Origin of the sequence: Sphingomonas aquatilis (assembly GCF_014196115.1) — a bacterium.
Classification (GTDB): Bacteria; Pseudomonadota; Alphaproteobacteria; order Sphingomonadales; family Sphingomonadaceae; genus Sphingomonas; species Sphingomonas aquatilis.
This window is the reverse complement of the sequence record NZ_JACIDB010000003.1, coordinates 371776-394214: the sequence shown is the minus strand read 5'-3', so window position 1 is coordinate 394214 and position 22439 is coordinate 371776. Positions and strand designations below refer to the sequence as shown.

The 22439-nt window shown below is 68.9% G+C and carries 20 protein-coding genes; 13 read left to right on the top strand and 7 right to left on the bottom strand.

The features are described from left to right. Positions 1-3: 3 nt before the first annotated feature. Genes GGR47_RS10470 through GGR47_RS10460 form a run of 3 tightly spaced genes read left to right on the top strand, consistent with a single transcriptional unit; the run spans position 4 to position 5475 of the window. A complete protein-coding gene (locus GGR47_RS10470) occupies positions 4-2238 on the top strand; it encodes a DDE-type integrase/transposase/recombinase (protein ID WP_147035635.1) in 2235 nt (744 codons plus the stop codon). 1 nt (position 2239) lies between these two features. Then, the gene (locus GGR47_RS10465) at positions 2240-4075 is read left to right on the top strand and encodes an ATP-binding protein (protein ID WP_167509721.1); all 1836 of its coding nucleotides are present in this window, start codon (positions 2240-2242) and stop codon (positions 4073-4075) included. Beyond that, positions 4072-5475, top strand: a complete 1404-nt coding sequence (locus GGR47_RS10460) for a TnsD family Tn7-like transposition protein (protein WP_167509720.1) — start codon at positions 4072-4074, stop codon at positions 5473-5475. The genes GGR47_RS10465 and GGR47_RS10460 overlap by 4 nt, the downstream gene beginning before the upstream one ends. Here the strand turns inward: GGR47_RS10460 and GGR47_RS10455 are convergent. The 3 genes from GGR47_RS10455 to glmU all read right to left on the bottom strand — a co-directional run bounded on the left by GGR47_RS10455 (position 5390) and on the right by glmU (position 9739). Next, entirely contained in the window at positions 5390-6319 is a 930-nt protein-coding gene (locus tag GGR47_RS10455; RefSeq protein WP_147035632.1) for a hypothetical protein, read from the bottom strand. The genes GGR47_RS10460 and GGR47_RS10455 overlap by 86 nt on opposite strands. A gap of 242 nt (positions 6320-6561) precedes the next feature. Then, on the bottom strand, positions 6562-8385 hold the full coding sequence (gene glmS / locus GGR47_RS10450; protein ID WP_147035631.1) for a glutamine--fructose-6-phosphate transaminase (isomerizing): 1824 nt from the start codon (positions 8383-8385) through the stop codon (positions 6562-6564). Position 8386: 1 nt separating this feature from the next. After that, on the bottom strand, positions 8387-9739 hold the full coding sequence (gene glmU / locus GGR47_RS10445; RefSeq protein WP_167509719.1) for a bifunctional UDP-N-acetylglucosamine diphosphorylase/glucosamine-1-phosphate N-acetyltransferase GlmU: 1353 nt from the start codon (positions 9737-9739) through the stop codon (positions 8387-8389). Positions 9740-9801: 62 nt separating this feature from the next. On the opposite strand from glmU, the gene GGR47_RS10440 reads away from it, so the two are divergent. Continuing rightward, entirely contained in the window at positions 9802-10494 is a 693-nt protein-coding gene (locus tag GGR47_RS10440; RefSeq protein ID WP_147035629.1) for an HAD-IA family hydrolase, read from the top strand. A gap of 132 nt (positions 10495-10626) precedes the next feature. On the opposite strand, the gene GGR47_RS10435 is transcribed toward GGR47_RS10440, so the two are convergent. The 4 genes from GGR47_RS10435 to GGR47_RS10420 are packed head-to-tail and all read right to left on the bottom strand — an operon-like array spanning position 10627 to position 13220. Further along, entirely contained in the window at positions 10627-11661 is a 1035-nt protein-coding gene (locus tag GGR47_RS10435; protein ID WP_147035628.1) for a nucleotidyltransferase domain-containing protein, read from the bottom strand. Next, on the bottom strand, positions 11646-12500 hold the full coding sequence (locus GGR47_RS10430) for an HprK-related kinase A (protein ID WP_147035627.1): 855 nt from the start codon (positions 12498-12500) through the stop codon (positions 11646-11648). Before GGR47_RS10430 ends, GGR47_RS10435 begins: the two co-directional genes overlap by 16 nt. Then, positions 12497-12778: an HPr-rel-A system PqqD family peptide chaperone gene (locus GGR47_RS10425; RefSeq protein WP_043060699.1), complete on the bottom strand. Its 282-nt coding sequence runs from the start codon at positions 12776-12778 to the stop codon at positions 12497-12499. The genes GGR47_RS10430 and GGR47_RS10425 overlap by 4 nt, the downstream gene beginning before the upstream one ends. A gap of 4 nt (positions 12779-12782) precedes the next feature. Next, a complete protein-coding gene (locus GGR47_RS10420) occupies positions 12783-13220 on the bottom strand; it encodes a hypothetical protein (protein WP_017979513.1) in 438 nt (145 codons plus the stop codon). Between the two features lie 167 nt (positions 13221-13387). On the opposite strand from GGR47_RS10420, the gene GGR47_RS10415 reads away from it, so the two are divergent. The 9 genes from GGR47_RS10415 to GGR47_RS10375 all read left to right on the top strand — a co-directional run bounded on the left by GGR47_RS10415 (position 13388) and on the right by GGR47_RS10375 (position 22419). Further along, a complete protein-coding gene (locus GGR47_RS10415; protein ID WP_183949537.1) occupies positions 13388-14623 on the top strand; it encodes an ATP-binding protein in 1236 nt (411 codons plus the stop codon). Between the two features lie 246 nt (positions 14624-14869). Further along, positions 14870-15940, top strand: coding sequence for a substrate-binding domain-containing protein (locus GGR47_RS10410; protein WP_147037282.1), 1071 nt, complete (start codon positions 14870-14872; stop codon positions 15938-15940). 169 nt (positions 15941-16109) lie between these two features. Then, the gene (gene pstC / locus GGR47_RS10405; RefSeq protein WP_147037281.1) at positions 16110-17486 is read left to right on the top strand and encodes a phosphate ABC transporter permease subunit PstC; all 1377 of its coding nucleotides are present in this window, start codon (positions 16110-16112) and stop codon (positions 17484-17486) included. After that, on the top strand, positions 17479-18729 hold the full coding sequence (pstA, locus tag GGR47_RS10400) for a phosphate ABC transporter permease PstA (RefSeq protein ID WP_147037280.1): 1251 nt from the start codon (positions 17479-17481) through the stop codon (positions 18727-18729). The genes pstC and pstA overlap by 8 nt, the downstream gene beginning before the upstream one ends. Continuing rightward, positions 18723-19484, top strand: a complete 762-nt coding sequence (pstB, locus tag GGR47_RS10395) for a phosphate ABC transporter ATP-binding protein PstB (RefSeq protein ID WP_221204744.1) — start codon at positions 18723-18725, stop codon at positions 19482-19484. The genes pstA and pstB overlap by 7 nt, the downstream gene beginning before the upstream one ends. Beyond that, positions 19484-20188 (top strand): phosphate signaling complex protein PhoU, encoded by a 705-nt coding sequence (gene phoU, locus GGR47_RS10390; RefSeq protein ID WP_017979519.1) that lies wholly within the window; start codon positions 19484-19486, stop codon positions 20186-20188. The genes pstB and phoU overlap by 1 nt, the downstream gene beginning before the upstream one ends. Further along, positions 20188-20880, top strand: a complete 693-nt coding sequence (gene phoB, locus GGR47_RS10385; protein WP_020486556.1) for a phosphate regulon transcriptional regulator PhoB — start codon at positions 20188-20190, stop codon at positions 20878-20880. The genes phoU and phoB overlap by 1 nt, the downstream gene beginning before the upstream one ends. Before the next feature lie 110 nt (positions 20881-20990). Then, positions 20991-21413 carry a hypothetical protein gene (locus GGR47_RS10380; protein ID WP_017979521.1) on the top strand — a complete coding sequence of 141 codons (423 nt, stop codon included), beginning with the start codon at positions 20991-20993 and terminating at the stop codon, positions 21411-21413. Positions 21414-21513: 100 nt separating this feature from the next. Then, the gene (locus GGR47_RS10375; protein WP_147037379.1) at positions 21514-22419 is read left to right on the top strand and encodes an SDR family NAD(P)-dependent oxidoreductase; all 906 of its coding nucleotides are present in this window, start codon (positions 21514-21516) and stop codon (positions 22417-22419) included. Positions 22420-22439 lie beyond the last annotated feature (20 nt).

Below are 22439 nucleotides of genomic sequence, written 5' to 3'. Positions count from 1 at the left end.
GCCATGGCCGCCGTCGCCCAACACGCGATCATCGACACCGGGGAGGCGTTCGGTCGCCTGAAGGTCATCTGGACCGACTGGTCCAAGGATGCGGTGGTCACGGTCGATGCCGACGATCCCGGTTCCGAGCCGGAGGTCCACGTCGGCGCGGGGCTGGAGCGGCGCATCCTGGTCGAGCGGTGGAAGGTGGAGGCGGGCCAGGCGCCGGCCTCCATCCCCGACCACGTCTACATCGGGGATCCGGAGTCCGAACGAGGCAAGGCACGTAAAAAGCATCTGGACCGCCGCGATGAGGCGTGGTCGGTCCTGCAACCAATCCTCGCGGACGACGGCGTGTTCGACCGGAAGCGGCGGGCGCGGCTGATCAGCGAGGCGTCTAAGGCGGCGGTCGCGGCCGGCAAGCGGGGCGCCAGCGTCGCCACCATCACGGCCAACCTGTCCAAGGTCTTCCACGGCGGCATGGTACCGGACGCGCTTCGCCCGAGGTATGCCGAGTGCGGCGCGCCGGGCCAGCCGCGCCCCGTGAAGGAAGGCGGCAAGAAGTCCGGCCCTCCGCCGAAGGAAAACAGGCCCAATGGCGTCGCCGTGACGGAGGAGCTGAAGATGCTCTTCCGGCAGGGCTGGGACATTCACGACGCCGACGGAAACCTCAAGCACGTCGACTGCTACCGCTACTGCATGCGCATCGGCTTCGCGGATGCCGTGGCGAAGCTGGTCGAGGATCACGGCTCCGAGATTCCCGACCACGCCTACGAGGCGCTCGGGCTGCCCCGCTACGAGCAGTATCTCTACCACTACCATCGCGAGCGGAAGGCCTGGAAGGCGCTGATCAAGCGTCTCGGTCATCGCGTCTACGCGCTTCGCCACCGTCCGATCCTGAAGAACTCGACGGACGAGGCATGGGGGCCTGGCGCCCGCTTCCAGATCGACGCGACCCAGGTCGACGTCTACGTCCGATCGGGCCGCAACCGGCGCCGGCTCCTGTGGCGTCCCACGCTCTACGTCGTGGTCGACGTCTGGAGCCGGATGATCGTGGGCTTCGCGCTGTCGCTCGATCCGCCGTCGTGGATCGGGGCGATGACCGCGCTGGCCAATGGGATGACCGACAAGCGCGAGTTCTGCGCGAAGTACGGGATCGAGATCGATGACGAGGACTGGCCCTGCCACCACCTCTGCGCGATCCTCGAGGGCGACAACGGGGAGATGAAGTTTTCCGGCGTCCTCGGGTTCATCAAGCAGTTCGGCGTGACGGTCGGCAACGTCACCGCGTATCGCGCCGACTGGAAGGGCATCGTCGAGCGCCGCTTCGGCCTGATCCACGCGATGCTGAGCCCGCATGTCCCGGGCTTTGTCCGCCCTGATTTCCGCGAGCGCGGAGCCGAGGACTACCGGCGGCAGGCGGAGCTTACCCTTCACGAGCTCACGCAGGCCGTCATCCGGTGCATCTTGCAACACAACAACCATCACCGCATCGAGGACTATCCGCTCCTGCCGGAGATGATTGCGGACGGTGTTTCGGCGGTGCCGGCCGAGATGTGGCGCTGGGGTGTCGCGGCGTTCGGGATCCCGCCGCAGCCCAACCCGCAGGCGGTCAAGTTCGCGCTCCTGGAGCAGGGCTTCGCGTCGGTCCGCCGGAACGGCCTCTACTTTAACGGCGTCACCTACTCGTTCCAGGGCGCGCTCGACGACGGCTGGTTCGACCGCGTCAGCATGACCGGTCGCGGCAGGGTCCCGATCAGCTTCGACCGCCGGTTCAGCGGGGTCATCTACGTCCACGAACCGGACCAGACCAAGGCTCCGTTCGGTTTCCACGTGGCCCACGCCATCGACGAGGAGCGCTACGGCAACACCTCGCACTGGGAGCTGCTCGACGAGCACGAGGTCGCCGGGGCGACCGCTGCCTGGGCCGACCTCAAGGAGGCGGCGCACGACACCCAGAACGACACCGCCCTGCATGGCATCCGCTCGAACGCGGAAGCGGAGATGGCGCGGACCCCGCCAGCACCGTCGGCAGCCGCCGAGGTGTCCGGTATCCGCGAGAGCACCCGCGCCGAGCGCGAGTTCGAAACCGTCGAGCAGGTCGCGGACTACCATGCGGACATGGCGCCGGCCGCCGTCTTCGCGCCCACGGTTCCCTCGCCGCCGTCGTCGGCACCGGAAGCCCCGAAGGGGCAGCAGCCGAACAACGACAACTACGCGGCGCCGTCGCTGGCGGCCCGCCTCAACAGGAGGAAGTGAGATGTTGGATCTGAAGGCCGGGGACGAGTTCAGCACGGAGCTCGTCATCGATACCCCGACCACCTCGGCGTCGAACGCCACGCGGTCGCCCGTGAAGGGCGCGGTGCCTGCCGGGATGGACGCCCCGACTACCGACCAGGCGGTGCTCGCCGAGGTCGACGCCCCGATCAGCGATCAGGCGGTGCCCGAGGGTTGGCTCCCCGAGCTGTGGCGGAATCCGTTCACGCGCGAGCTGGGGGTGCCGCCGACCTGGCTCGAGCACCTCGACGCGTTGACGGTCGTGCCCGATCATTCGGAAGTGGAGCGCAAGCTCTCCCACACGCAGCGTCGCTACTGCTGCCTGCGTCTGCTGGACGCCGTCTTCCCGAACGGCAACCAGGTGGACCTCGCCGAGCGGGTCGGGATGGTCATCCGCCAGGGCTACAAGGCACGCGATCCGGCGCGCGGCGGACACCGGCCCGCGCTCATGGCCAGCGCCGCCGCCATCCAGAAGCTGGCGGCGGGCGCCACGGTGGAGGAGGCGGACGCGGCCATGCCGGCGCTGCCGGCGCTGACGCACAGCAATCCGCCCGCGTTCGCGCTGATCGGCGATCCCGGCACGGGCAAGACCACCATCACGCTGCGCACGCTCGCCAGCATCCCGCAGGTGATCGAGCAGTCGCTGCCCTACGCCACGATCAAGCAGGTCGGATGGCTCAAGGTGGAGTGTCCCTCGACGGGTGGTCGCAAGCAGCAGTGCATCGCGCTGCTCGCCGCCTTCGACGAGGTCCTCGGCACCCGGTATGCGGAACGCTTCGGGGCGGAGGGCAAGCGCGTCTCGGGCGACCAGATGATGCTGTTTGTCCAGCATCTGGCGACGCTTCACGCGGTGGGGCTGATCGTCATCGACGAGATCCAGCACGCCCGCCAGTCCACCGAGGGCGTGAAGCCGCTCATCAACTTCCTCGTGACGCTGGTGAACAGGCTGGGCGTGCCGGTCATGCTGATCGGCACGAACGAGGCGCGGCCGATCGTGGACGGTGCGTTCCGGGAGGCGCGCCGCGCCTCCGGCCTGGGCCAGCCCAACTGGTTCCGCATGCCCAAGGGCGAGGAATGGGACGGCTGGCTCGCCCGGCTGTGGCCGTATCAGTGGACGGCGGTGCCGACTGATCTGACGCGGGAGATCAGCGACGCGATCTACGACGAGTCGCAGGGCATCATGGACATCGCGGTCAAGCTCATCCTGCTGGCGCAGATGCGCGCGATCAGCCGCGGCGAGGTTTATGATGCGCCGGAGATCCTGACCGCGGAGCTGTTCCGCTCCGTGGCTGCCGACGAGTTCGCGCTGATCCGCCCGATGATCACGGCGCTACGCGAGGGCCGCCAGGACCTGCTCTCGAAGTGGGAGGACCTCGAGCCGCTCCACCAGCACGTCGAGCGGCTGCTGTGCCAGGAGACCGGCCGCTCGGCGCGTGAGCTGCGCTACCTGCGCGACTTGCAGCAGCGGATCGCCGCCGCCGAGGCGAAGGCCAAGGACGCGCCCTGGACGGCGCTGAAGGCCAGCCTCGTCCAGCGTGGGCACGCGCCCGAGGTCGTCGAGCGCGTGGTGGAGCAGGCGTCCGCCTCCAATAGGATCGCGCCCGGCGACATGCTGGGCATGGTGGAGGCCGTCAACGACCTGCTCGCGGCCGAGCCCGCCCCGCGCCCGGCCAAGGTGAAGCGCCCGGGCGGCGGTCGCAAGCCGAAGGACGCGCACCCCGATGAGATGTGCGCGATCGCGGCGGAGGCGCAGGATGCCGTCGCGGCGTTGACCGAGGCCGGCATTGTCGCGACGCCCGACCAGATCCTGGACCAGTGACGCTGGGCTGCTTCCCCGTGCCCGTGCCGGGCGAACTCCTCTACGGGGTGCTCGCCCGGCACGGCGTCCTCGACGGCTCGCCGGACGCGGCGACGCACGCGACCGATCTCTTCGGACGCCGGGCGGCAGTGGCGACCTTCGATCTGCCGTGCCGCCTGGCGGCGCTTGCGGCGCGGCTGCCAGCCGCATCTGGGCTGGGTGTGGAGGCGCTGCTCACCCACACGCTTTATCCCTTCTACGCCACCTTCCAGCCTGAGGAGGGCCGGTCGGCCGGTCGGCACGATATGCTCGCCAGCGAGGTGCCCAACGCGCACCACAGGCTTGGCGTGGCCGCATTCCGCATCAGCTCGAGCCCCGCTCTGCGCTACTGCGCCGAGTGCATGGCCGAGCAGAACAAGTGGCTCGGCTCCCCGACGTGGATGGTGGTCCACCAGCTTCCCGGCGTGCCGGTGTGCGCCGTTCACGGCTGCATGCTGGCGGACAGCCTGGTCACCCGCGCGTCGGCGGGTAGGCATGGCTACGTGCCGCCGTCCGAGGCGAACTGCCCGGAGAGGACCGCGATGCGTCCGAACGGGCGGGCTGGTGCCCTTCTAACGGACCTGGCTCGCCGCGCCGCCGCGATCACGACGATGCTGCGTCCAGCCTTTCCCCTCGACCATTGGCGGGAGCACTACGTCTCCCGGCTCTCGTCCGTTGGTCTGATGAGGTCGCCGCGCAAGGTGGATCAGGCGCTGCTGAACGGGGGGCTGGTGGGCTTCTGGGGTCCCGCCCTCCCCTATCTGCCCCAGCCCTGCTCGACCTTTGGCGAACGGGGCTGGGCGGCGGCCATGGTGCGCGGGCACAGGAAGGCGATGCACCCGCTGCTCCACCTTATGATGGAGGGCTTCCTCGACCATCTGGAGGCGGGTGGGAGCGCGTCGCTCGAGGGAGCGAGGGCGACCAGTGCATCGAGGTCGAAGCCGGTTGCGATTGCGGTTGCGATCAATCCGGTCACGGGGCGTCGTACCAGGGTGGACTGGGCGACGATGGACGGGGAGCTGGTGCGTCGCGTCGGCCGGGAGATGGAAGTCATTCGCGCTGAGGCGCCGCCGGTCCGCGTCACGGCTGCCGAGATCGAGCGGAGGATCGCGAAGCCCGGCTGGTTCGGTAAGCGGAAGGCCAAGGTCCCGCTCGCCATAGCCGCGCTCTCCGCAACCGAGGAAGCGCTGGACGACTTTCGGCTGCGCCGTGTGCAGCACTGGATCACGGTGCTTGGACCTGGTTGCCGGGCGTGGGAGGTCATGCGGTCTGCCGGCCTCAGGTCCGTGCACCTCCCTATGATCGAGCAGGCAATGGTGATGGCGACGGGGACGGCATCGGCCGGGCGCTCAGGTCGGGTAGGATGCGCTGCGCGCGTGTGATCCTGACCTTGCTCACGCCGGCCTCGATCAGGTTGGCGATCAGCTTGTTGCCGAGCTCGCGCAGGTCGATGTCGAGCATTGGTGCCGAAGCGGCCGCGTCGAACGGCTGATGGGTGGGGCCGTTCATGTGCAGCGTCCCGGTGTCGCCGCCGCGCGACCCCCTGCCTTTCGACCGCTCCTCGTCGCCGAGGGCCTGCAGCGCCTCGACGCTGATCCTGAGCCGGAGTGGCGGCCCGTCACCGCGGCGCAGTTGGCGGAAGAGCGCGTAGAGGTCGTGGTCGTGGCGGCTGAGAAAGTCGACGACCGCGCTCGGCGGAACGTAGGCGCGCTGGAGCGTCATGGCGATCGCCCACTTGAGCGCGGAGCTCAGCGCGTAGCCATAGTTGCGCCGATCGCGCTGCACGCCGACCGGGCCGAAGAGCCCGAGCTGGAGAAAGGTGCGCATGCGCGAGTTGAAGGGACCCTCGCCTTCCGCGCGGATGCCGAGCGTCTGCATGAGCGCCGCCTTCAGGGTGCCGTGCTTGATGCCAACGGGATCGTTCTCGACGACGAAGTCGTCCAGGATCTTTCCGCGCTCCCAGGCGAACACATGCAGGTGTCCGGACGGCAGTGCCGTCCACCTGTCGCCGACGCTGTCCGGATCCTCGGCCACCTGTCGCCGCAGCCGCTCCCGGGTGGTTTCGAGGTAGGCCCGGGGCGTGAGTCCGTCGTCGCTGCGCGGATCGTCCGGCAGGCTGGCCTCGATCGCGGCGGTGTTGCCGAGAGGGTCCGTCGCGGACCCCTGCTTCAACCGCCGGAACTTGCTGCGGACACGCGTCCCCGGCTCGAGAGTCGTCTCGTCCATGGATGCTCCTTTCGATGTGCGGATTGGGCGCAAGCGACGTTGCTCGACCCGGCGGTGCCGGATCGGGTCGAGAAGTCTCTTTTTTCCTCTATCCCCGCTACGACGCGGGGCTTCTCAGCGCAGAACTATGTTCGAGTCCCGGCACCGGCCGGCGCTACCCGGTCCGGACGGCGATCAGAACTATGTCCGAATTTCCAGAACTATGTTCGAGCGAGACAGCAACGATCGCGCGGGACCCGCGCTTATTCCACCGTCACCGATTTGGCGAGGTTGCGCGGCTGGTCGACGTCGGTGCCCTTCGCTACCGCGACGTGATAGGCGAGCAGCTGGACCGGCACCGCATAGACCAGCGGCGCGATCAGCGGATGGACCTTGGGCATCGTGATCGTCGCGACGCAATTCTCGCCCGCCGCCTGGATGCCGTCATAGTCGCTGATCAGCACGACCTTGCCGCCGCGCGCCTGCACTTCCTGCATGTTGCTGACGGTCTTTTCGAACAAAGGACCCGACGGCGCGATGACGATGACGGGGACGTTTTCGTCGATCAGCGCGATGGGGCCGTGCTTCATTTCGCCCGCGGCATAGCCCTCGGCGTGGATGTAGCTGATCTCCTTCAGCTTCAGCGCGCCTTCCAGCGCCAGCGGATAATCGGTGCCACGGCCCAGATACAGCACGTCGCGCGCCGCGGCGACGACGCCCGCCATCTCCTGGATCGATTCATCATAGGCGAGCGCGGCGTTGAGCGCCGCCGGCGTCTCGGCGAGATGCTTGACGATCTCGCGCTCCTCGCCGTCCTTGAACTTGCCCTTGGCGCGGGCGAGGTTCGCGGCGAGCGCGGCGAGCACCGCGAGCTGGCAGGTGAAGGCCTTGGTCGATGCGACGCCGATCTCCGGCCCGGCATGCGTCGGCAGCAGCAGGTCCGCCTCGCGTGCCATGCTGCTGGTCGGCACGTTGACCACCGCGGCGATCGTCTGCCCTTCCGACTTGGCGTGGCGCAGCGCGGCGAGCGTGTCCGCCGTCTCGCCCGACTGGCTGATGACGATCATCAGGCCGCCCGGCTCCATCACCGGCGCGCGGTAACGGAATTCGGAGGCGACATCCAAATCGACGGGCACGCGCGCGAACTGCTCGAACCAATATTTGGCGACCATACCGGCGTAGAAGCTCGTGCCGCACGCGACGATCGTTACGCGCTTGATGCCCGCCAGGTCGAATTCGGGGATCGGCAGCGTCACGCGATCCTCCATCCGCTGCAGGTACGACCGCAGCGTCTGCGCGACGACGATCGGCTGTTCGTAGATCTCCTTCAGCATGTAATGGCGGTGATTGCCCTTGCTGATCAGCTCGCCCGTGACGCCCGAGATGGTGATCGCCCGCTCGACGGGATGGTTGTCGCGGTCATAGACCTGCGCGCCCTCGGTCGTGCAGACGACCCAGTCGCCCTCGTCCAGATAGGCGATGCGCTGCGTCAGCGGGGCGAGCGCCAGCGCGTCCGAGCCGAGATAGGTCTCGCCCTCGCCATAGCCCACGACCAGCGGCGAGCCGAGGCGCGCGCCGATCAGCATGTCGGGGTGCTTGCGGAACAGGATGGCGAGCGCGAACGCACCGTGCAGGCGCGGCAGCACCTCACGCACGGCGCCGACGGGATCGAGGCCGGCTTCCACCTTCTCGCTCACCAGATGCGCGACGACTTCGGTGTCGGTCTCACTGGTGAACACGCGGCCGCGCGCGATCAGTTCGTCGCGGAGTGCCTTGAAGTTCTCGATGATGCCGTTGTGGACCACCGCGACCTCGTCGGTCGCATGCGGGTGGGCGTTGTTGGTGGTCGGGCCGCCATGCGTCGCCCAGCGGGTGTGCGCGATGCCGGTCGTGCCGGGCAACGGCGCGGCGGCGAGTTCCTTGGCGAGGTTGACCAGCTTGCCGCTCGCGCGGCGCCGCTCGATCTGCCCGTCATGGTCGGTGGCGATGCCCGCCGAATCGTAGCCGCGATATTCCAGCCGCTTCAATCCGTCGAGCAGACGGTCGGCAACGGCCTCGGCCCCGACGATTCCAACGATTCCGCACATGTTATTTCGCTTCCTTCTTGGCGCGCATCATGGCGCGGAATTTGGTGGCCCAGCCGGGTTTGGCAATCTGCGGCGGCCGGACGAGCGCGAGCGCGCCGGCTTCGACGTCCTTCGTCAGCACCGATCCCGCCGCGACGATCGCGCCGTCACCGACCGACACCGGCGCGACCAGCGCGGAGTTCGAGCCGATGAAGGCATCCGCGCCGATGCTGGTTTTGTACTTGAAGAAGCCGTCGTAATTGCAGGTGATCGTGCCGGCGCCGATATTGGCGTTCGCCCCCACATCGGCATCGCCGATATAGGACAAATGGTTGACCTTGGCGCCCTTGCCGATCGTCGCCTTCTTCACCTCGACGAAATTGCCGACCTTCGCCTTTTCGGCCAGGTCCGCGCCGGGGCGCAGGCGGGCATAGGGGCCGACGTCGGCCCTGGCGCCGACCTTTGCGCCCTCCAGGTGGCTGAAGCCCCGGATCGTCGCGCCGTCCGCCACCGACACGCCGGGGCCGAAGACGACGTTGGGCTCGACCACGACATCGCGACCAATTTGCGTGTCGTGGCTGAACCACACCGTGTCGGGCGCGATCAGCGTGGCGCCGTCCGCCATCGCCTGGGCACGGCGCGCCGCCTGCCAGCCCGCCTCGACCGCGGCAAGTTCGGCGCGGCTGTTGACGCCCGCGACCTCGTCCTCGCCCGTTTCGATCACCACCGCGCGGCCGCCCTCCGCGACGGCGAGCGTGACGATATCGGGCAGATAATATTCACCCGCGGCATTGTCGTTGCCGACCGCCTCCAGCAGCCGCCACAGGTCGCGGGTGCGCACCGCGGTGACGCCCGAATTGCACAGGTCGACCGCGCGCTCCTCGGGTGAAGCGTCCTTGAACTCGACCATCTTGGCGATCGTGCCGTCCGCGTCCGCGATGATCCGGCCATAGGCGCGCGCATCGGCGGGGCGGAAGCCGAGCACCGCGACGGTCGGCGCATCCTCCGCCTCCAACCGCGCGGCGAGCCGTGCCACCGTCTCGGTCGCGAGCAAAGGTGTGTCGCCGAAGCAGACGATCGCGACGCCGTCGAAATCGGCCAGTGCGTCCTTGGCCTGCAACGCGGCATGCGCGGTGCCCAGCTGCTCGCGCTGCCACGCGATCTCGACACCCGTGGCGGCGACCGCCGCTTCGACCTGCTCGCCGCTCGCGCCGACCACGACGACGCGGCGCGTCGCCCCGGCCTGGTTCAAACTGTCGATCAGGTGGATCAGCATCGGCCGCCCGGCGATCGGGTGCAGCACCTTGTGCAGATCGGACTTCATGCGCGTACCCTTGCCCGCGGCAAGGATGATGACGGCGAGAGGACTGGTCATGGCGACGTCGCCTGCCACGGAAGACTTGCCATTTCCATAGGGAGACGTCACCGGCGCGGCATATGACGCTAAATTCATCGCCCGATCCGTTTTTCGACATTGTCGGCTTCGACCTGGACGGCACGTTGCTCGATACGAGCGGCGACCTGGCGGCGGCGGTGAACCATGCACTCGCCTCCATCGACCGGCCGTTGCTGACCGTCGAACAGGTGAAGCCGATGATCGGCGGCGGCGCGCGGCACATGCTGGCACAGGGGCTCGCCGCGACCGGCGGGTGCGACGATGCGACGCTCGACGTGCTGCACCGGCGGCTCCTCGACCATTATGAAGCGAACATCGCGGTCCTGACCCGCCCCTATCCCGGCACGCTCGCGGCGCTCGACACATTGGCGGCGCGCGGCGTGCGGATCGCCGTCGTCACGAACAAGCTGGAATCGCTCGCCCGCAAGGTGATCGACGCGCTGGACCTGACGCGGCGCTTCGCGTGCATCATCGGCGGCGATACGATGGGCCCGGGCAACGGCAAGCCCAGTCCCAAGCCGATCTACGAAATGCTCGCCCGCTGCGGCGGGGGCACCGCGGCATTCGTCGGCGATTCGATCTTCGACGTGCAGGCGGGCCATGCGGCGGGCCTGCCGACGATAGCGTGCTCGTTCGGATTCCTGATGCAGCCGGTCGAGGAACTCGGCGCGGACGCGATCATCGACGGCTTCGACGAACTGATCCCGACGCTCGAGCGGCTGGCAGCGCGCTAGCCCCACCCACTCCGTCACCCCGGACTCGTTCCGGGGTCCACTCCGCGGCGAGGGGGACGGCTTAAGGCTCGTACGCTGCCCCCGCGGCCCGGTGGACCCCGGACCAAGTCCGGGGTGACGGGGTGGGTGGGCCTAAGGTCGCACCCCACGCCGCCACTTGATCCACAGATGCCGCGCCAGCATCGCGGGCGGCATACGCAGCCAGTGCGAACGCACGTAGAACGCCAGCCGCGTCACCGGCCGCGTCGCCCGCCCCCAATCATCCCGCGCGAGCAGGCGGCGGCGGAAGAGTCGGTCGCTCACCCGGGGCGTCAGACGGATACGGCCCGAACTTTCGTACGCCCGCACCTGCGTCCCGAACAGCTGCTGCGACAGCCGCAGCGCGCGCACCACCGCCTCGTACAAGCCATGGCGCCCTGCCTCGTCCACCAACGTCAGGCCGAAAGCGGGATCGCCCTCCGCCGCCTCGCCATACAGGCAGTGGATATCCCACAGGTTGCGCAGGCCCCCCGCCAGATCGCCGTCGGCGAGCAGATGCGCCGCCGCATGGACGATCATCGCCGCGGGCGACAGCACCGACAGCCCGTTGCCCAGCGGCACCGCCCCCGCGATCAGCGCCGCCGCGTCTGGCCGTACCCGCGCGGTCAGCGGCAGGATCGTATGGTGCACATCGATCATCCGGTCACGCTCCGCGTGGATCAGCGGCGGCAATTCGTGCATCCAGCGCCGGTAATAAGCGTCGTCATACGGATCGGGCTTCACCCATTCCCAGCCCGCTGCGATCAGCGCCGCCTCGACGGCATCCAGCGCCTCGCGCGGTACGAGGATATCGAGGTCGCCGATCGACCGCCCCTGCCCCGCCGCCAAGCCCGCTGCGACGAAAGCGGTGCCCTTCAGCAGTACCACCGGCACACCGAGCGGCGCCAGCGCCCGCCGCGCCATCTCCGCCTCCCACAAGGCCGTGCGGCGCCCATTCTCGGCCGCGGCGCGCGCATCGCTCAGCAGCAGCGCGACATCCTCGGGCAGCGGCAGGCCGTGCAGCCGCCACGCGAGCGTGCCCAGCAACTGTTCGGCGCGCGCCATGGTGACGAGGCCCGCCCAATCGGTGTCGAGCGCCAGACTGGTCGGATCGGCGAGCGCGCGGGCGAGGATCAGAGCGTCCGCCACAGCGCCTCCACCTGCTCGGCCGCCGCGGCGCCGTCGGGATAGTCGATCGCCATCGCCGGCGTGTCGCACACCAAGCGGGTCAGGGCATCGAACCCGGTCTCGCCCAGCATGACGTAGTTGGTCGACGCCTGCGTCAGCCGCACGAACGCCTCAGATACGGCGACCGCACGCGTCTCCGCCGCAAAGCCGTGCCGCGGGAACAGCAGCAGGGCGGGCCGCGCCGGCTCGTCCATCGCGCCGACGCTCAGCGCATCGGGCACCATGTGGCGGATGTCACCCTTGGGCGTCCCGGCGAGCAGTGGCCCCATGCGCGCGCTCGGCCAGGCCGCCATCGCCGCCGCGATCCCGTTGTTCTTCAGGCTGATAAGCCGCGGAAAGGCGTGGACCAGACCCGTTTCGGGATCGATCAACGCGAATTCATCGCCCATGAAGCGCCACCCACGCGTGGCGAGCAACGTCGCCAGCGTCGATTTGCCCGCCCCCGATTCGCCCGTCATCAGAAGCGCCCGCCCATCGCGCTCGACGCACGAGGCATGGATCAGCAGATAGCGCCGGCAGCCCAGCGCCAATTGCAGGTTCATCGCCATCTCGGCGGCGAGCAGCCCCTGCGCCAGCGGCAGCGGCGCGGCTTCGGGCAGCATGTAATCGCCGCCGATCCGCACCGATGGCCGCACCCAGCGCCGCCACGGCCGCGTCGCCTCCAGCCGCACGGTGAAGTCGGGCAGATTGGGCGAAGGGTAATAGCGATACAGCTCTTCCAGCGCCGCAATCGGCGCGCGCCATTCGCTACCGATCCGAAAGCCGACCGGCCCGATCCGAACACAGAAGACGTGCCTCATGCCGCCCCGATCAGCTCCGCTTCGACCAGCCCGGCCGCAACCAGTTCGTCGAGCCGCGCGGCCAGTGCATCGGCACCGGCATCGCCCAGCTCGAACGCCTCGCCCAGCCGCGCGAGCAGCGCGTCCCGATCGAGCGGTCCGGCAGCCAATGTCTCCAGAATTTCGGGCGCGGGGCTGGCAAGCAGATGCGTGATCCCCGACGATCGGTGGAAGACCGCGACCAGCATATCCAGCTCGCGGCTCAGCAGCGTGTCGGGCGCCGCGGCGCGATAGCGCATCGGGTCAGCGCGGCATCTGCAACGAGGCGAAACAGGTGAAGCCGCCCTGCCCGCGCTGCAGCCGCCGGATATAGGCCATATAGGCGCGGCTGCTGTCATACGTCGTGCCCGGTAGCTGCCCGCCGGCGAGCGCGCGCTTCACCTCGTCGCCCTTGAACGGGCGCCCCGGCGGCGCGAACGCGCCCTTGGTGCCCGCCGGCACGACATTGCCATATTGGTCGATATACTGGCCCGCCCGGCCCAGGTCGGGCACCGGGATCTCGCATGTCATCACCGACGCCGCGCTCTGTGCCAGCGCCGGGCGGATCGAGACGACCGCACCCGCGGTCACCGCACCCAGCATCAACACCCGGCGACGCGTCGACACGCCCTCCGTCACCGGCGCAGCATCAGGCTGTCCGGCGGTCTGGTCCGCACCGTCGATCGGCGTTTCGTCGCTCATGACACCCCTGTTATCGCAAGCGTGCCTTTCATATTCGTAAGCCACTGGCAAGTATGGCGCGCGTACCGTGACGGGACGGTCTGCCGCGGCATCGGCGCCGCGCGGCCCGCAAATTGCGTTGCGCGCCCCCCTCCCGCAAGCGGTCATCCTCGGCTAGCGAGGGCGCCATGCTAACCCGATTCGCCCGGCGGCTCAGCGGCGCGCTCGTCATCGCGCTCGGCACGGGCGTGGGCGTCTATGCGGTCGGCGGCAGCGTCGACGGCGCGGCGGTGACGGTGGTCGGCGCCATGGCCGCCGCGCTCGCCGCCATGGGCCGCGGCGATCAGGGGCAGGCGGCCGCCCGCGCACGGGGACCCGACGCCGATACGCTGCTCGGCGAGGTGCTCGACGTCATCGCCGAACCCGTGCTGCTCGTCCGCCGCGGCATCGTCACCTGCGCCAACGCCTCGGCCCGCTCCGTGTTGGGCAAGCATATCGTCGGCGAGGACGTGCGCGTCGCGATCCGCCATCCCGCCGCCGCCGACCGCCTGGGCCCGAGTGGCACGCTGGCCGGCCGCCCGGTCGAACTGGTCGGGGTCGGCGCGCCCGACCAGCGCTGGGAGATGCGCACCGGCGAAACCGCCGACGGCATGCGCATCGTCCATCTTGTCGACCAGAGCGGCAATTACGCCGCCGAAAAGATGCGCGTCGATTTCGTCGCCAACGCCAGCCATGAATTGCGCACCCCGCTCGCCTCGATCCTCGGCTTCATCGAGACGCTGAACGAGGAGGCCGGCGAAGAGCCCGCCCTGCGCGCCCGCTTCCTGAAGGTGATGTTCGACGAAGCGCGACGCATGCAGCGGCTGGTCGAGGACCTCATCTCGCTGTCCCGCATCGAGGCGGAGAAATACCGCCTGCCCGGCGAACGGCTGGACCTTGGCGAATTGTTGGAGGACGTCGCCGCAGAGATCGCTGCCGCGCGCAGCCCGCGCGCTGGCGACGTGTCGGTCACGATCGATCCCGGCCTGCCCGCGGTCACCGGCGACGAGGCGCAGCTGTCGCAGCTGTTCCACAACGTCATCGGCAATGCGATGAAATACGGCCGTGCGAACACGCCGGTGCGCGTGTCCTTGAGCCTCAACCGCTCGAAACTGGTCCAGCTCGTCGTCCGCGACGAAGGCGAAGGCATCGCGCCGCAGCACATCCCCCGCCTCACCGAACGCTTCTACCGCGTCGATGCCGGCCGCAGCCGCAGCGTCGGCGGCACGGGGCTGGGCCTCGCGATCGTCAAACATATCGTCGAACGCCACCGCGGCCGGCTGGATATCGCGAGCCGCGTCGGCATCGGCACCACGGTGACGATCGCACTGCCGGCAGCGGAGGCGGAGACGGCGGTCGCCACGCCGGCGGCGGCGAAGGCCTGACGCGAGCCGCTACCGAATCACGGGACGCGTCCCCCTACACCCCGTCACCCCGGACTTGTTCCGGGGTCCACTCCGCGGCGAGGGGGACGGCAAGAGGCTCGCACGCTGCCCCCCGTGGCCCGGTGGACCCCGGAACACGTCCGGGGTGACGAAGCAAATGAGGCACCCGCCACCCATGTCATCAAAAGGCAACAAAACCGTCACAGAGGCGGATTGGGCGACGCGCGAGTCGCCCGCGGGGATCCGATGCGCTGTCTTCCTTCCGGCCGCTTGCTGGCCGGCTCTCTGCTGACGCTGGCGCTCTGCCTTGCAGGGTGCAAGGATCAGGCGAATGGCGGCGGCAGCGGCGCGCGCGATCAGATTGCCGTCGTCGGCTCGTCCACCGTCTATCCCTTCACCACCGCGGTGGCCGAGGCGTTCGTCGCGGACAATCCCGACGCACGATCGCCGGTGATCGAATCGACCGGCACGGGCGCCGGCATGAAGCTGTTCTGCGCCGGCATCGGTGCGGGGCATCCCGATATCGAGGATGCCTCGCGCCGGATGAAGCGTAGCGAATATGCCGCCTGCGAGGCACACGGCGTCGGGCCGGTGCTCGAAATCCAGATCGGCATCGACGGCATCGCCTTTGCCGAGGGGAAGAACGGGCCCGGCATGCGCCTGACCCCCGCCGATTTGTATCGCGCGCTCGCCGCGACGCCCTTCGGCAAGCCCAATCGCGCGAAGACGTGGCGCGACGTGAACCCGGCGCTGCCCGCGACGCCGATCCAGGTCTATGGCCCGCCCGCGACCAGCGGCACGCGCGACGCGCTCGCCGAACTGATCCTGACGCGCGGCTGCGACGCGATCGATCCGCGCGCGCGCCTGTTGGCACGGACCAAGCCCGACGCACATCGCGCACTCTGCACGCGGGTGCGCGAGGACGGCGCCTATGTCGACGCGGGTGAGAACGACAATCTGATCGTCCAGAAATTGAGCGCCAACCCCGATGCGATCGGCGTGTTCGGTTACAGCTACCTCGAACACAATGCCGATACGGTGAACGGCGTCGCGATCAACAGCGTCCTGCCGACCTATGACGCGATCGCCAATGGCCGCTATCCGGGGTCGCGCCCGCTGTACCTCTACGTCAAGAAGGGGCATCTGCGCGCCATCCCCGGCCTCGACACGTTCCTGCGCCTGTATGCCGCAGCATGGGGACCGGGCGGCCCGCTGGTCCGCCGCGGCCTGATCGCCGCGCCCGCTGCGGTGCGTGCGGCGTCGGCGGCGGTGATCGCGAACGAGACGCCGCTGAACCCGGCGGACCTGCCGTCGTGACCTTCGCCAATTTCGTCCCGTCACCCCGGACTTGTTCCGGGGTCCACCGGGCCGCGAGGGCGGCGCCGGAGCCTCTAGCCTGCCCCCTGGCCGCAGAGTGGACCCCGGACCAAGTCCGGGGTGACGGTGTTTGTATGGCCTACGTCCCAAACCCCAAGCGAGCCGCCGCATGAGCGGCCTCGCGCTCGTCATCATCGTCTTCGGCCTGGCGCTGATCGGCTGGCTCGCCGCGCGGATCCGGGCGGCGACGTTCCGCAAGCCGGGGGTCGCGCGCTTCACCGCTCTGCCCGTCCATTACGGCTATTTCGTCGCGCTCGCCGCTCTTGTGCCGCCGCTGTTGTTCCTCGCGGCATGGAGCCTCACCTCGCCCGCGCTCGTCACCGATGCAGTGATCGCGACGCCCGCCGCGGCGACGCTGCCCCCGCCGGGCTTCGAGCGTGCCTCGATCCTGTCGGAAGCACGCGCGCTGGCGAGCGGGCGCAGCCATGTACCGTTCCACGCGCTCTCGGTCCGCCTCGCCCCCGCCTATGCCGCCGCGCAGGCGCGCTACGACTGGATCGCCACTGCGCTGGCCTTGTGCCTCGCGATCGGCGGCGGCGCCTTCGCCTTCACGCGCGTCCGCCCCGATTTCGCCGCCCGCACGCAGGTTGAGCGCGTCGTCATGCTGCTGCTGCTGTGCGCGTCGCTCATCGCGATCCTCACCACGGTCGGCATCGTCGCGTCGCTGCTGTACGAATCCGGGCGCTTCTTCGGCATCGTGCCGATCGGCCAGTTCCTGTTCGGCACGCACTGGAGCCCGCAGGTCATCCTGCCCGACGATCCCGGCGCCAGCCTGGGCGCGGTGCCGCTGTTCTGGGGCACGTTCTTCATCGGCGCGGTGATCGCGATGGCGGTCGCCGTCCCCTTCGGCCTGATGAGCGCGATCTACCTCACCCAATATGCACATGCCGCGACGCGCCGCTGGATGAAGCCGGTGCTGGAGATGCTCGCGGGCGTTCCCACCGTCGTCTACGGCTATTTCGCCGCACTCACCGTCGCGCCCGCGGTCCGCCAGCTGGGCCTCGCGCTCGGCATCGCGAACGCCTCGTCCGAAAGCGCGCTGGCGGCGGGCGTGGTGATGGGGATCATGATCATCCCCTTCGTCTCGTCGATGGCCGACGATTCGATCGCGGCCGTCCCCGCCGCGATGCGCGACGGCAGCCTGGCGATGGGCGCCACGCAATCGGAAACGATCCGCAAGGTGATCCTGCCCGCGGCCCTGCCCGGCGTCGTCGGCGGTATCCTGCTCGCCGTCTCCCGCGCGATCGGCGAGACGATGATCGTCGTCATGGCGGCGAGCGGCGTCGCGACGCTCACCGCCAACCCCTTCGCCAGCACCACCACCGTCACCAAGCAGATCGTCGACCTGCTGACCGGCGAGGCGGAGTTCGACAGCGCCAAGACGCTCGCCGCCTTCGCGCTCGGCCTTACCCTGTTCGTCATCACGCTGGCACTTAACGTCGTCGCGCTGACCGTCGTGAAGCGGTATCGGGAGGCCTATGACTGATCCCCGCCCCGTCCGCGATCCCGCCGCGGTGAAGCGGCGGACGCAGCGTCGCTATGCCGCGGAACGTCGCTTTCGCCGGCTCGGCCTTGCCGCGGTGTGGCTGTCGGCGGGGTTCCTTGCCTTCCTGCTCGCAACGATGATCTGGCAGGGGGCGAGCGGCTTCCGCCAAACCCGCATCGCGCTGCCGATCGACCTCGCTGCCGCGCACCTGCCGATCACGCCGGTGCAGCTGAAGGGCCGCGGCGCCAATCTCGCGCTTGCCGATGCGGGGCTCGAACAGCTGGTCGATGCCGCGGCGATCCGTGCCTATGGTCCGCGCGGGCCCGAGCTGTTGTCCGACGCCGCCTGGCTCACCGTGCGCGACGCGATCAAGAGCGATCCCGCGCTGCTCGCCACGCGCACCACCTTCGCCCTGCCCACCGCGACCGAGATCGACGTCGCCGCCAAGCATGACGGCACGCGCAGGGCCGAGGCGATCATCGCCCGGCTGCAGGCACGCGGCGTGCTGTCCGAAGGGTGGGACATGCGCTTCCTCGCCGGCGCCGATGCGACCGATCCGGTGCGCGTCGGCATCTGGGGGGCGCTCAAGGGATCTCTGCTCACCATGGCGGTGACACTCGGCCTCGCCTTCCCGATCGGCGTACTGTCTGCGCTCTACCTCGAGGAATATGCACCGCGGAACCGCTGGACCGACCTGATCGAGGTATCGATCAACAACCTCGCCGCCGTGCCCTCGATCATCTTCGGGCTGCTCGGCCTCGCGGTCTTCCTCAACACCTTCCACCTGCCGCGATCCGCGCCCTTGGTCGGCGGGCTGACGCTGGCGCTGATGACGATGCCAGTCATCGTCATCGCCGGCCGCAACGCAATCAAGGCGGTGCCGCCGTCGATCCGCGACGCCGCGCTCGCGATCGGCGCCTCGCCGGTGCAGGTGGTGTTCGACCATGTCCTCCCCCTCGCGCTGCCCGGTATCCTGACCGGCACGATCATCGGCATGGCCCGCGCGCTGGGCGAAACCGCACCGCTGCTGATGATCGGCATGCGCGCCTTCATCGCCGCGCCGCCCTCGCGCCTGACCGATCCCGCCACCGTCCTGCCCGTGCAGATCTTCCTCTGGTCGGATGAGGTCGACCGCGGCTTCGTCGAAAAGACCAGCGCCGCGATCATCGTGTTGCTCGTCTTCCTGCTCGCGATGAACGGCCTCGCCATCTACCTCCGCAACCGTTTCGAGACCCGCTGGTGACCCCCAAGATTTCCGCTCGCGACGTCAGCGTCCGCTACGGCGACACGCAGGCGATCGACCATGTCTCGATCGACGTCGATTCGGACAATATCGTCGCCTTCATCGGCCCGTCGGGCTGCGGCAAGTCCACCTTCCTGCGTACGCTCAACCGCATGAACGACACGGTCGCGAGCGCGCGCGTCACGGGCCAGATCCTGCTCGACGGCGAGGATATCTACGCCCCCGACATGGACGTCGTGCAGCTGCGCGCGCGCGTCGGCATGGTGTTCCAGAAGCCGAACCCCTTCCCCAAGTCGATCTATGAAAACGTCGCTTATGGTCCGCGCATCCATGGCCTGGCGACCGCACGCGCCGACCTGGACGATCTGGTCGAGGAATCGCTGCTGCGCGCCGGCCTGTGGGACGAGGTGAAGGACCGCCTGTCCGACAGCGGCACGGCCTTATCGGGGGGCCAGCAACAGCGGCTGTGCATCGCCCGCGCCATCGCGGTCGAACCCGAAGTCATTCTGATGGACGAACCGTGCAGCGCGCTCGATCCCATCGCCACCGCGCGGATCGAGGAGCTGATCCACGAACTGCGCGGCCGCTACGCGATCGTCATCGTCACGCATAACATGCAGCAGGCCGCGCGCGTATCCCAGCGCACCGCCTTCTTCCATCTCGGCCAGCTGGTCGAATGCGGCGCGACCAGCGACATCTTCACCAACCCGCGGGAGGAACGGACCCGCGACTATATCACCGGACGGTACGGCTAATGGTGGATCACACGGTCAAGGCATTCGACGCCGATATCGGCCAGCTGCGCGGCATGATCTCGCAGATGGGCGGACTGGCGGAAGACGCCATCGCGCTCGCCATGCAGGCGCTCGCCCGCCCCGATCCCGAACTCGCCGCGCGCGTGCGCGCCGACGACAAGGCGATCGATGCGATCGAGGCGGAGGTGGAGCGGCTCGCGGTCCGCATCATCGCGCTGCGCGCGCCCATGGCGGTCGATCTGCGCGAGGTGGTGGCGGCGCTCAAGATCGCCGCCGTCGTCGAACGCATCGGCGATTACGCCAAGAATATCGCCAAGCGCGTGCCGATGATCGATGCCGATGGCGGCAGCCACCGCATCGAGCCTTTGTCGCTGCTCCCCTCCATGGCGCGCATGGCGAGCGACATGGTCCGCGCCGCGCTCGACGCTTTCGCGGCGCGTGATCCGGAAGCCGCGATCCGCGTCGTCGAAAGCGACGCCGCGCTCGACGATTTCTACGACAGCATCTTCCGCACGCTCGTGACCTACATGGTCGAGAACCCGCGCACGATCAGCCAGGTCGCCCACCTGCTGTTCGTCGCCAAGAACCTGGAGCGCGTCGGCGATCACGCCACCAACGTCGCCGAGATGGTCTATTTCGCCGCAACCGGAACCCAGATGGCCGATCGCGACCGCGACGGCGCTACGCATGAGGACATATTCTGATGGCACGCGCATCCATGCTGCTCGTCGAGGACGATGCCGCTCTCGCCGAATTGCTCATCTATCACTTCAAGCGTGAGGATTTCGACGTCGCCCATACCCCCGATGGCGAGGAGGCGTTGCTGCTCGCCAAGGAAAAGACGCCCGACATCGTGCTGCTCGATTGGATGGTCGAAGGGCTGTCGGGGATCGAGGTCTGCCGCCGCCTGCGCCGCATGACCGAAACGCAGAACGTGCCGATCATCATGCTGACCGCGCGGGGCGAGGAAGAGGATCGCATCCGCGGCCTGGAAACCGGCGCCGACGATTATGTCACCAAGCCCTTCTCGCCCCGCGAACTCGTCGCCCGCGTCAGCGCGGTGCTGCGTCGCGTCCGCCCGGCGCTCGCCGGCGAAGCGCTGACCTATGACGATATCGAGATGGACACGGTCGGCCACAAGGTCCGCCGCGGCGGCGAGGTCGTGCCGCTGGGGCCTACCGAATTCCGCCTGCTCAAGCACTTCCTGGAACACCCCGGCTGGGTGTTCAGCCGCGAACGCCTGCTCGACGCGGTATGGGGCCATGACAGCGATATCGAGAGCCGGACGGTCGACGTCCACATCCGCCGCCTGCGCAAAGCGATCAACATCGGCGACCGGCCCGATCTGATCCGCACCGTGCGCTCTGCGGGTTATTCCCTCGATTCAGGGACTTAATCGCAAAGAATCGAATCGGCGGCGAAACGAAGGAGAAAAGTCTGCGATGGGACGTTGGGCCTCGGTGCTGACACCTGTCGGCGCATGAGGTTTCAAAGGAGATTCCCGCGATGAAGCTCATTCTGCTCGCCGCCACGGCGATGATCGCAGCGCCGGTGATGGCGCAGACCACGCCGGCCCCCGCGCCCGCCGACCAGACGATGACCCCGGCTCCGGCCGATCCTGCCGCGGCGCCCGCCGACGCGCAGACCCCGCCGCCGCCGCCCGCCGCCCCGGCACCGCAGGCGAGCATGCCGCCCGCCGAAACCACCGGCTCGCCCGCCGGCGGCTATGCGCCGACCGGCCCGGCCGTGACCGGCGGTACGCCGGGTTCGACGCTGCCCCCGGTCTTCCGTCAGGCGCCGACCCCGGATCAGGCCTTCCCGCCGCCCCCGGCGAAGGAAAGCTACCCGATCTGCAAGAAGGGTCAGTATGACGGCTGCATGCAGGCGAGCCAGGCCCCGCACAAGGCGAAGCGCCGCGCGCGTCGCTAAGCAAGGCTGACCATCGGCGGGCGCGACATCCTGTGTTGCGCCCGTTCGAAGGCCCGGTATGGAAGGCGCTTCATCCCATCGTGGAAGGAGCGCCTTTTCCATGTCCAGTCCGATCCGCTTCGATGATCGCGTCGCCATCGTCACCGGGGCCGGCGGCGGCCTCGGTCGCCACTACGCCCGCGAACTTGCCAAGCGTGGCGCCAAGGTCGTCGTCAACGATCTCGGCGGCGCCCGCGACGGCACGGGCCATTCCGACGCGGCGCTGGCCGTGGTCGAGGAAATCCGCGCGGCTGGGGGCGGGGCGATGTCGAACGGCGGCAACGTCGCCGAATACGACCAGATGGTCGAGATGGTCGCCCGCGCCAAAGAGGCTTGGGGCGGCGTCCACGTCCTCATCAACAATGCCGGCGTCCTGCGCGACAAGACCTTCGCAAAGATGGAGCCCGCCGATTTCGAATTCGTGGTCCGCGTCCACCTGCTCGGCTCGGCCTTCGCCACCAAGGCGTGCTGGGAGACGTTCCGCGAGCAGAATTACGGCCGCGTGCTGATGACCTCGTCGTCCAGCGGCCTGTTCGGCAATTTCGGCCAGGCCAATTACGGCGCCGCCAAATTGGGCCTCGCCGGCCTCGCCAAGACGCTGGGGATCGAGGGCGCGAAGAACGACATCCGCGTCAACACCATTGCCCCCACCGCCGGCACGCGCATGACCGAGGATCTGTTCCCCGCCGCTGCTTTCGAAGCCTTCGCCCCCGAAAAGGTCGCGCCCGGCGCGCTGTATCTCGTCAGCGAAAATGCGCCGAGCAACGTCATCTTGGGCGCCGGCGCCGGCGTCTTCCAGGCCTCCTACGTTACGCTCACCCCCGGTACGCTGCTGACCGGCGAGGCGCTCTCGCCCGAAGGCGTCGCCGATGCATGGGACGCCATCGCCGACCGCGAGGGCGAGATCGTGCCGAAGACCGGGGCCGAACAGGCGATGACGATCGGCAAACTGCTCCAGGACGGCTGAGCCGCCAGCCTGCGCGCCCC

Coding starts and splice junctions, on each gene's coding strand:
- GGR47_RS10470 (WP_147035635.1), top strand. CDS start 4: ATGGCCGCCGTCGCCCAACACGCGATCATCGACACCGGGGAGGCGTTC.
- GGR47_RS10465 (WP_167509721.1), top strand. CDS start 2,240: ATGTTGGATCTGAAGGCCGGGGACGAGTTCAGCACGGAGCTCGTCATC.
- GGR47_RS10455 (WP_147035632.1), bottom strand. CDS start 6,319: ATGGACGAGACGACTCTCGAGCCGGGGACGCGTGTCCGCAGCAAGTTC.
- glmS (WP_147035631.1), bottom strand. CDS start 8,385: ATGTGCGGAATCGTTGGAATCGTCGGGGCCGAGGCCGTTGCCGACCGT.
- glmU (WP_167509719.1), bottom strand. CDS start 9,739: ATGACCAGTCCTCTCGCCGTCATCATCCTTGCCGCGGGCAAGGGTACG.
- GGR47_RS10440 (WP_147035629.1), top strand. CDS start 9,802: ATGACGCTAAATTCATCGCCCGATCCGTTTTTCGACATTGTCGGCTTC.
- GGR47_RS10430 (WP_147035627.1), bottom strand. CDS start 12,500: ATGAGGCACGTCTTCTGTGTTCGGATCGGGCCGGTCGGCTTTCGGATC.
- GGR47_RS10425 (WP_043060699.1), bottom strand. CDS start 12,778: ATGCGCTATCGCGCCGCGGCGCCCGACACGCTGCTGAGCCGCGAGCTG.
- GGR47_RS10420 (WP_017979513.1), bottom strand. CDS start 13,220: ATGAGCGACGAAACGCCGATCGACGGTGCGGACCAGACCGCCGGACAG.
- GGR47_RS10415 (WP_183949537.1), top strand. CDS start 13,388: ATGCTAACCCGATTCGCCCGGCGGCTCAGCGGCGCGCTCGTCATCGCG.
- GGR47_RS10410 (WP_147037282.1), top strand. CDS start 14,870: ATGCGCTGTCTTCCTTCCGGCCGCTTGCTGGCCGGCTCTCTGCTGACG.
- pstC (WP_147037281.1), top strand. CDS start 16,110: ATGAGCGGCCTCGCGCTCGTCATCATCGTCTTCGGCCTGGCGCTGATC.
- pstA (WP_147037280.1), top strand. CDS start 17,479: ATGACTGATCCCCGCCCCGTCCGCGATCCCGCCGCGGTGAAGCGGCGG.
- phoU (WP_017979519.1), top strand. CDS start 19,484: ATGGTGGATCACACGGTCAAGGCATTCGACGCCGATATCGGCCAGCTG.
- phoB (WP_020486556.1), top strand. CDS start 20,188: ATGGCACGCGCATCCATGCTGCTCGTCGAGGACGATGCCGCTCTCGCC.
- GGR47_RS10380 (WP_017979521.1), top strand. CDS start 20,991: ATGAAGCTCATTCTGCTCGCCGCCACGGCGATGATCGCAGCGCCGGTG.
- GGR47_RS10375 (WP_147037379.1), top strand. CDS start 21,514: ATGTCCAGTCCGATCCGCTTCGATGATCGCGTCGCCATCGTCACCGGG.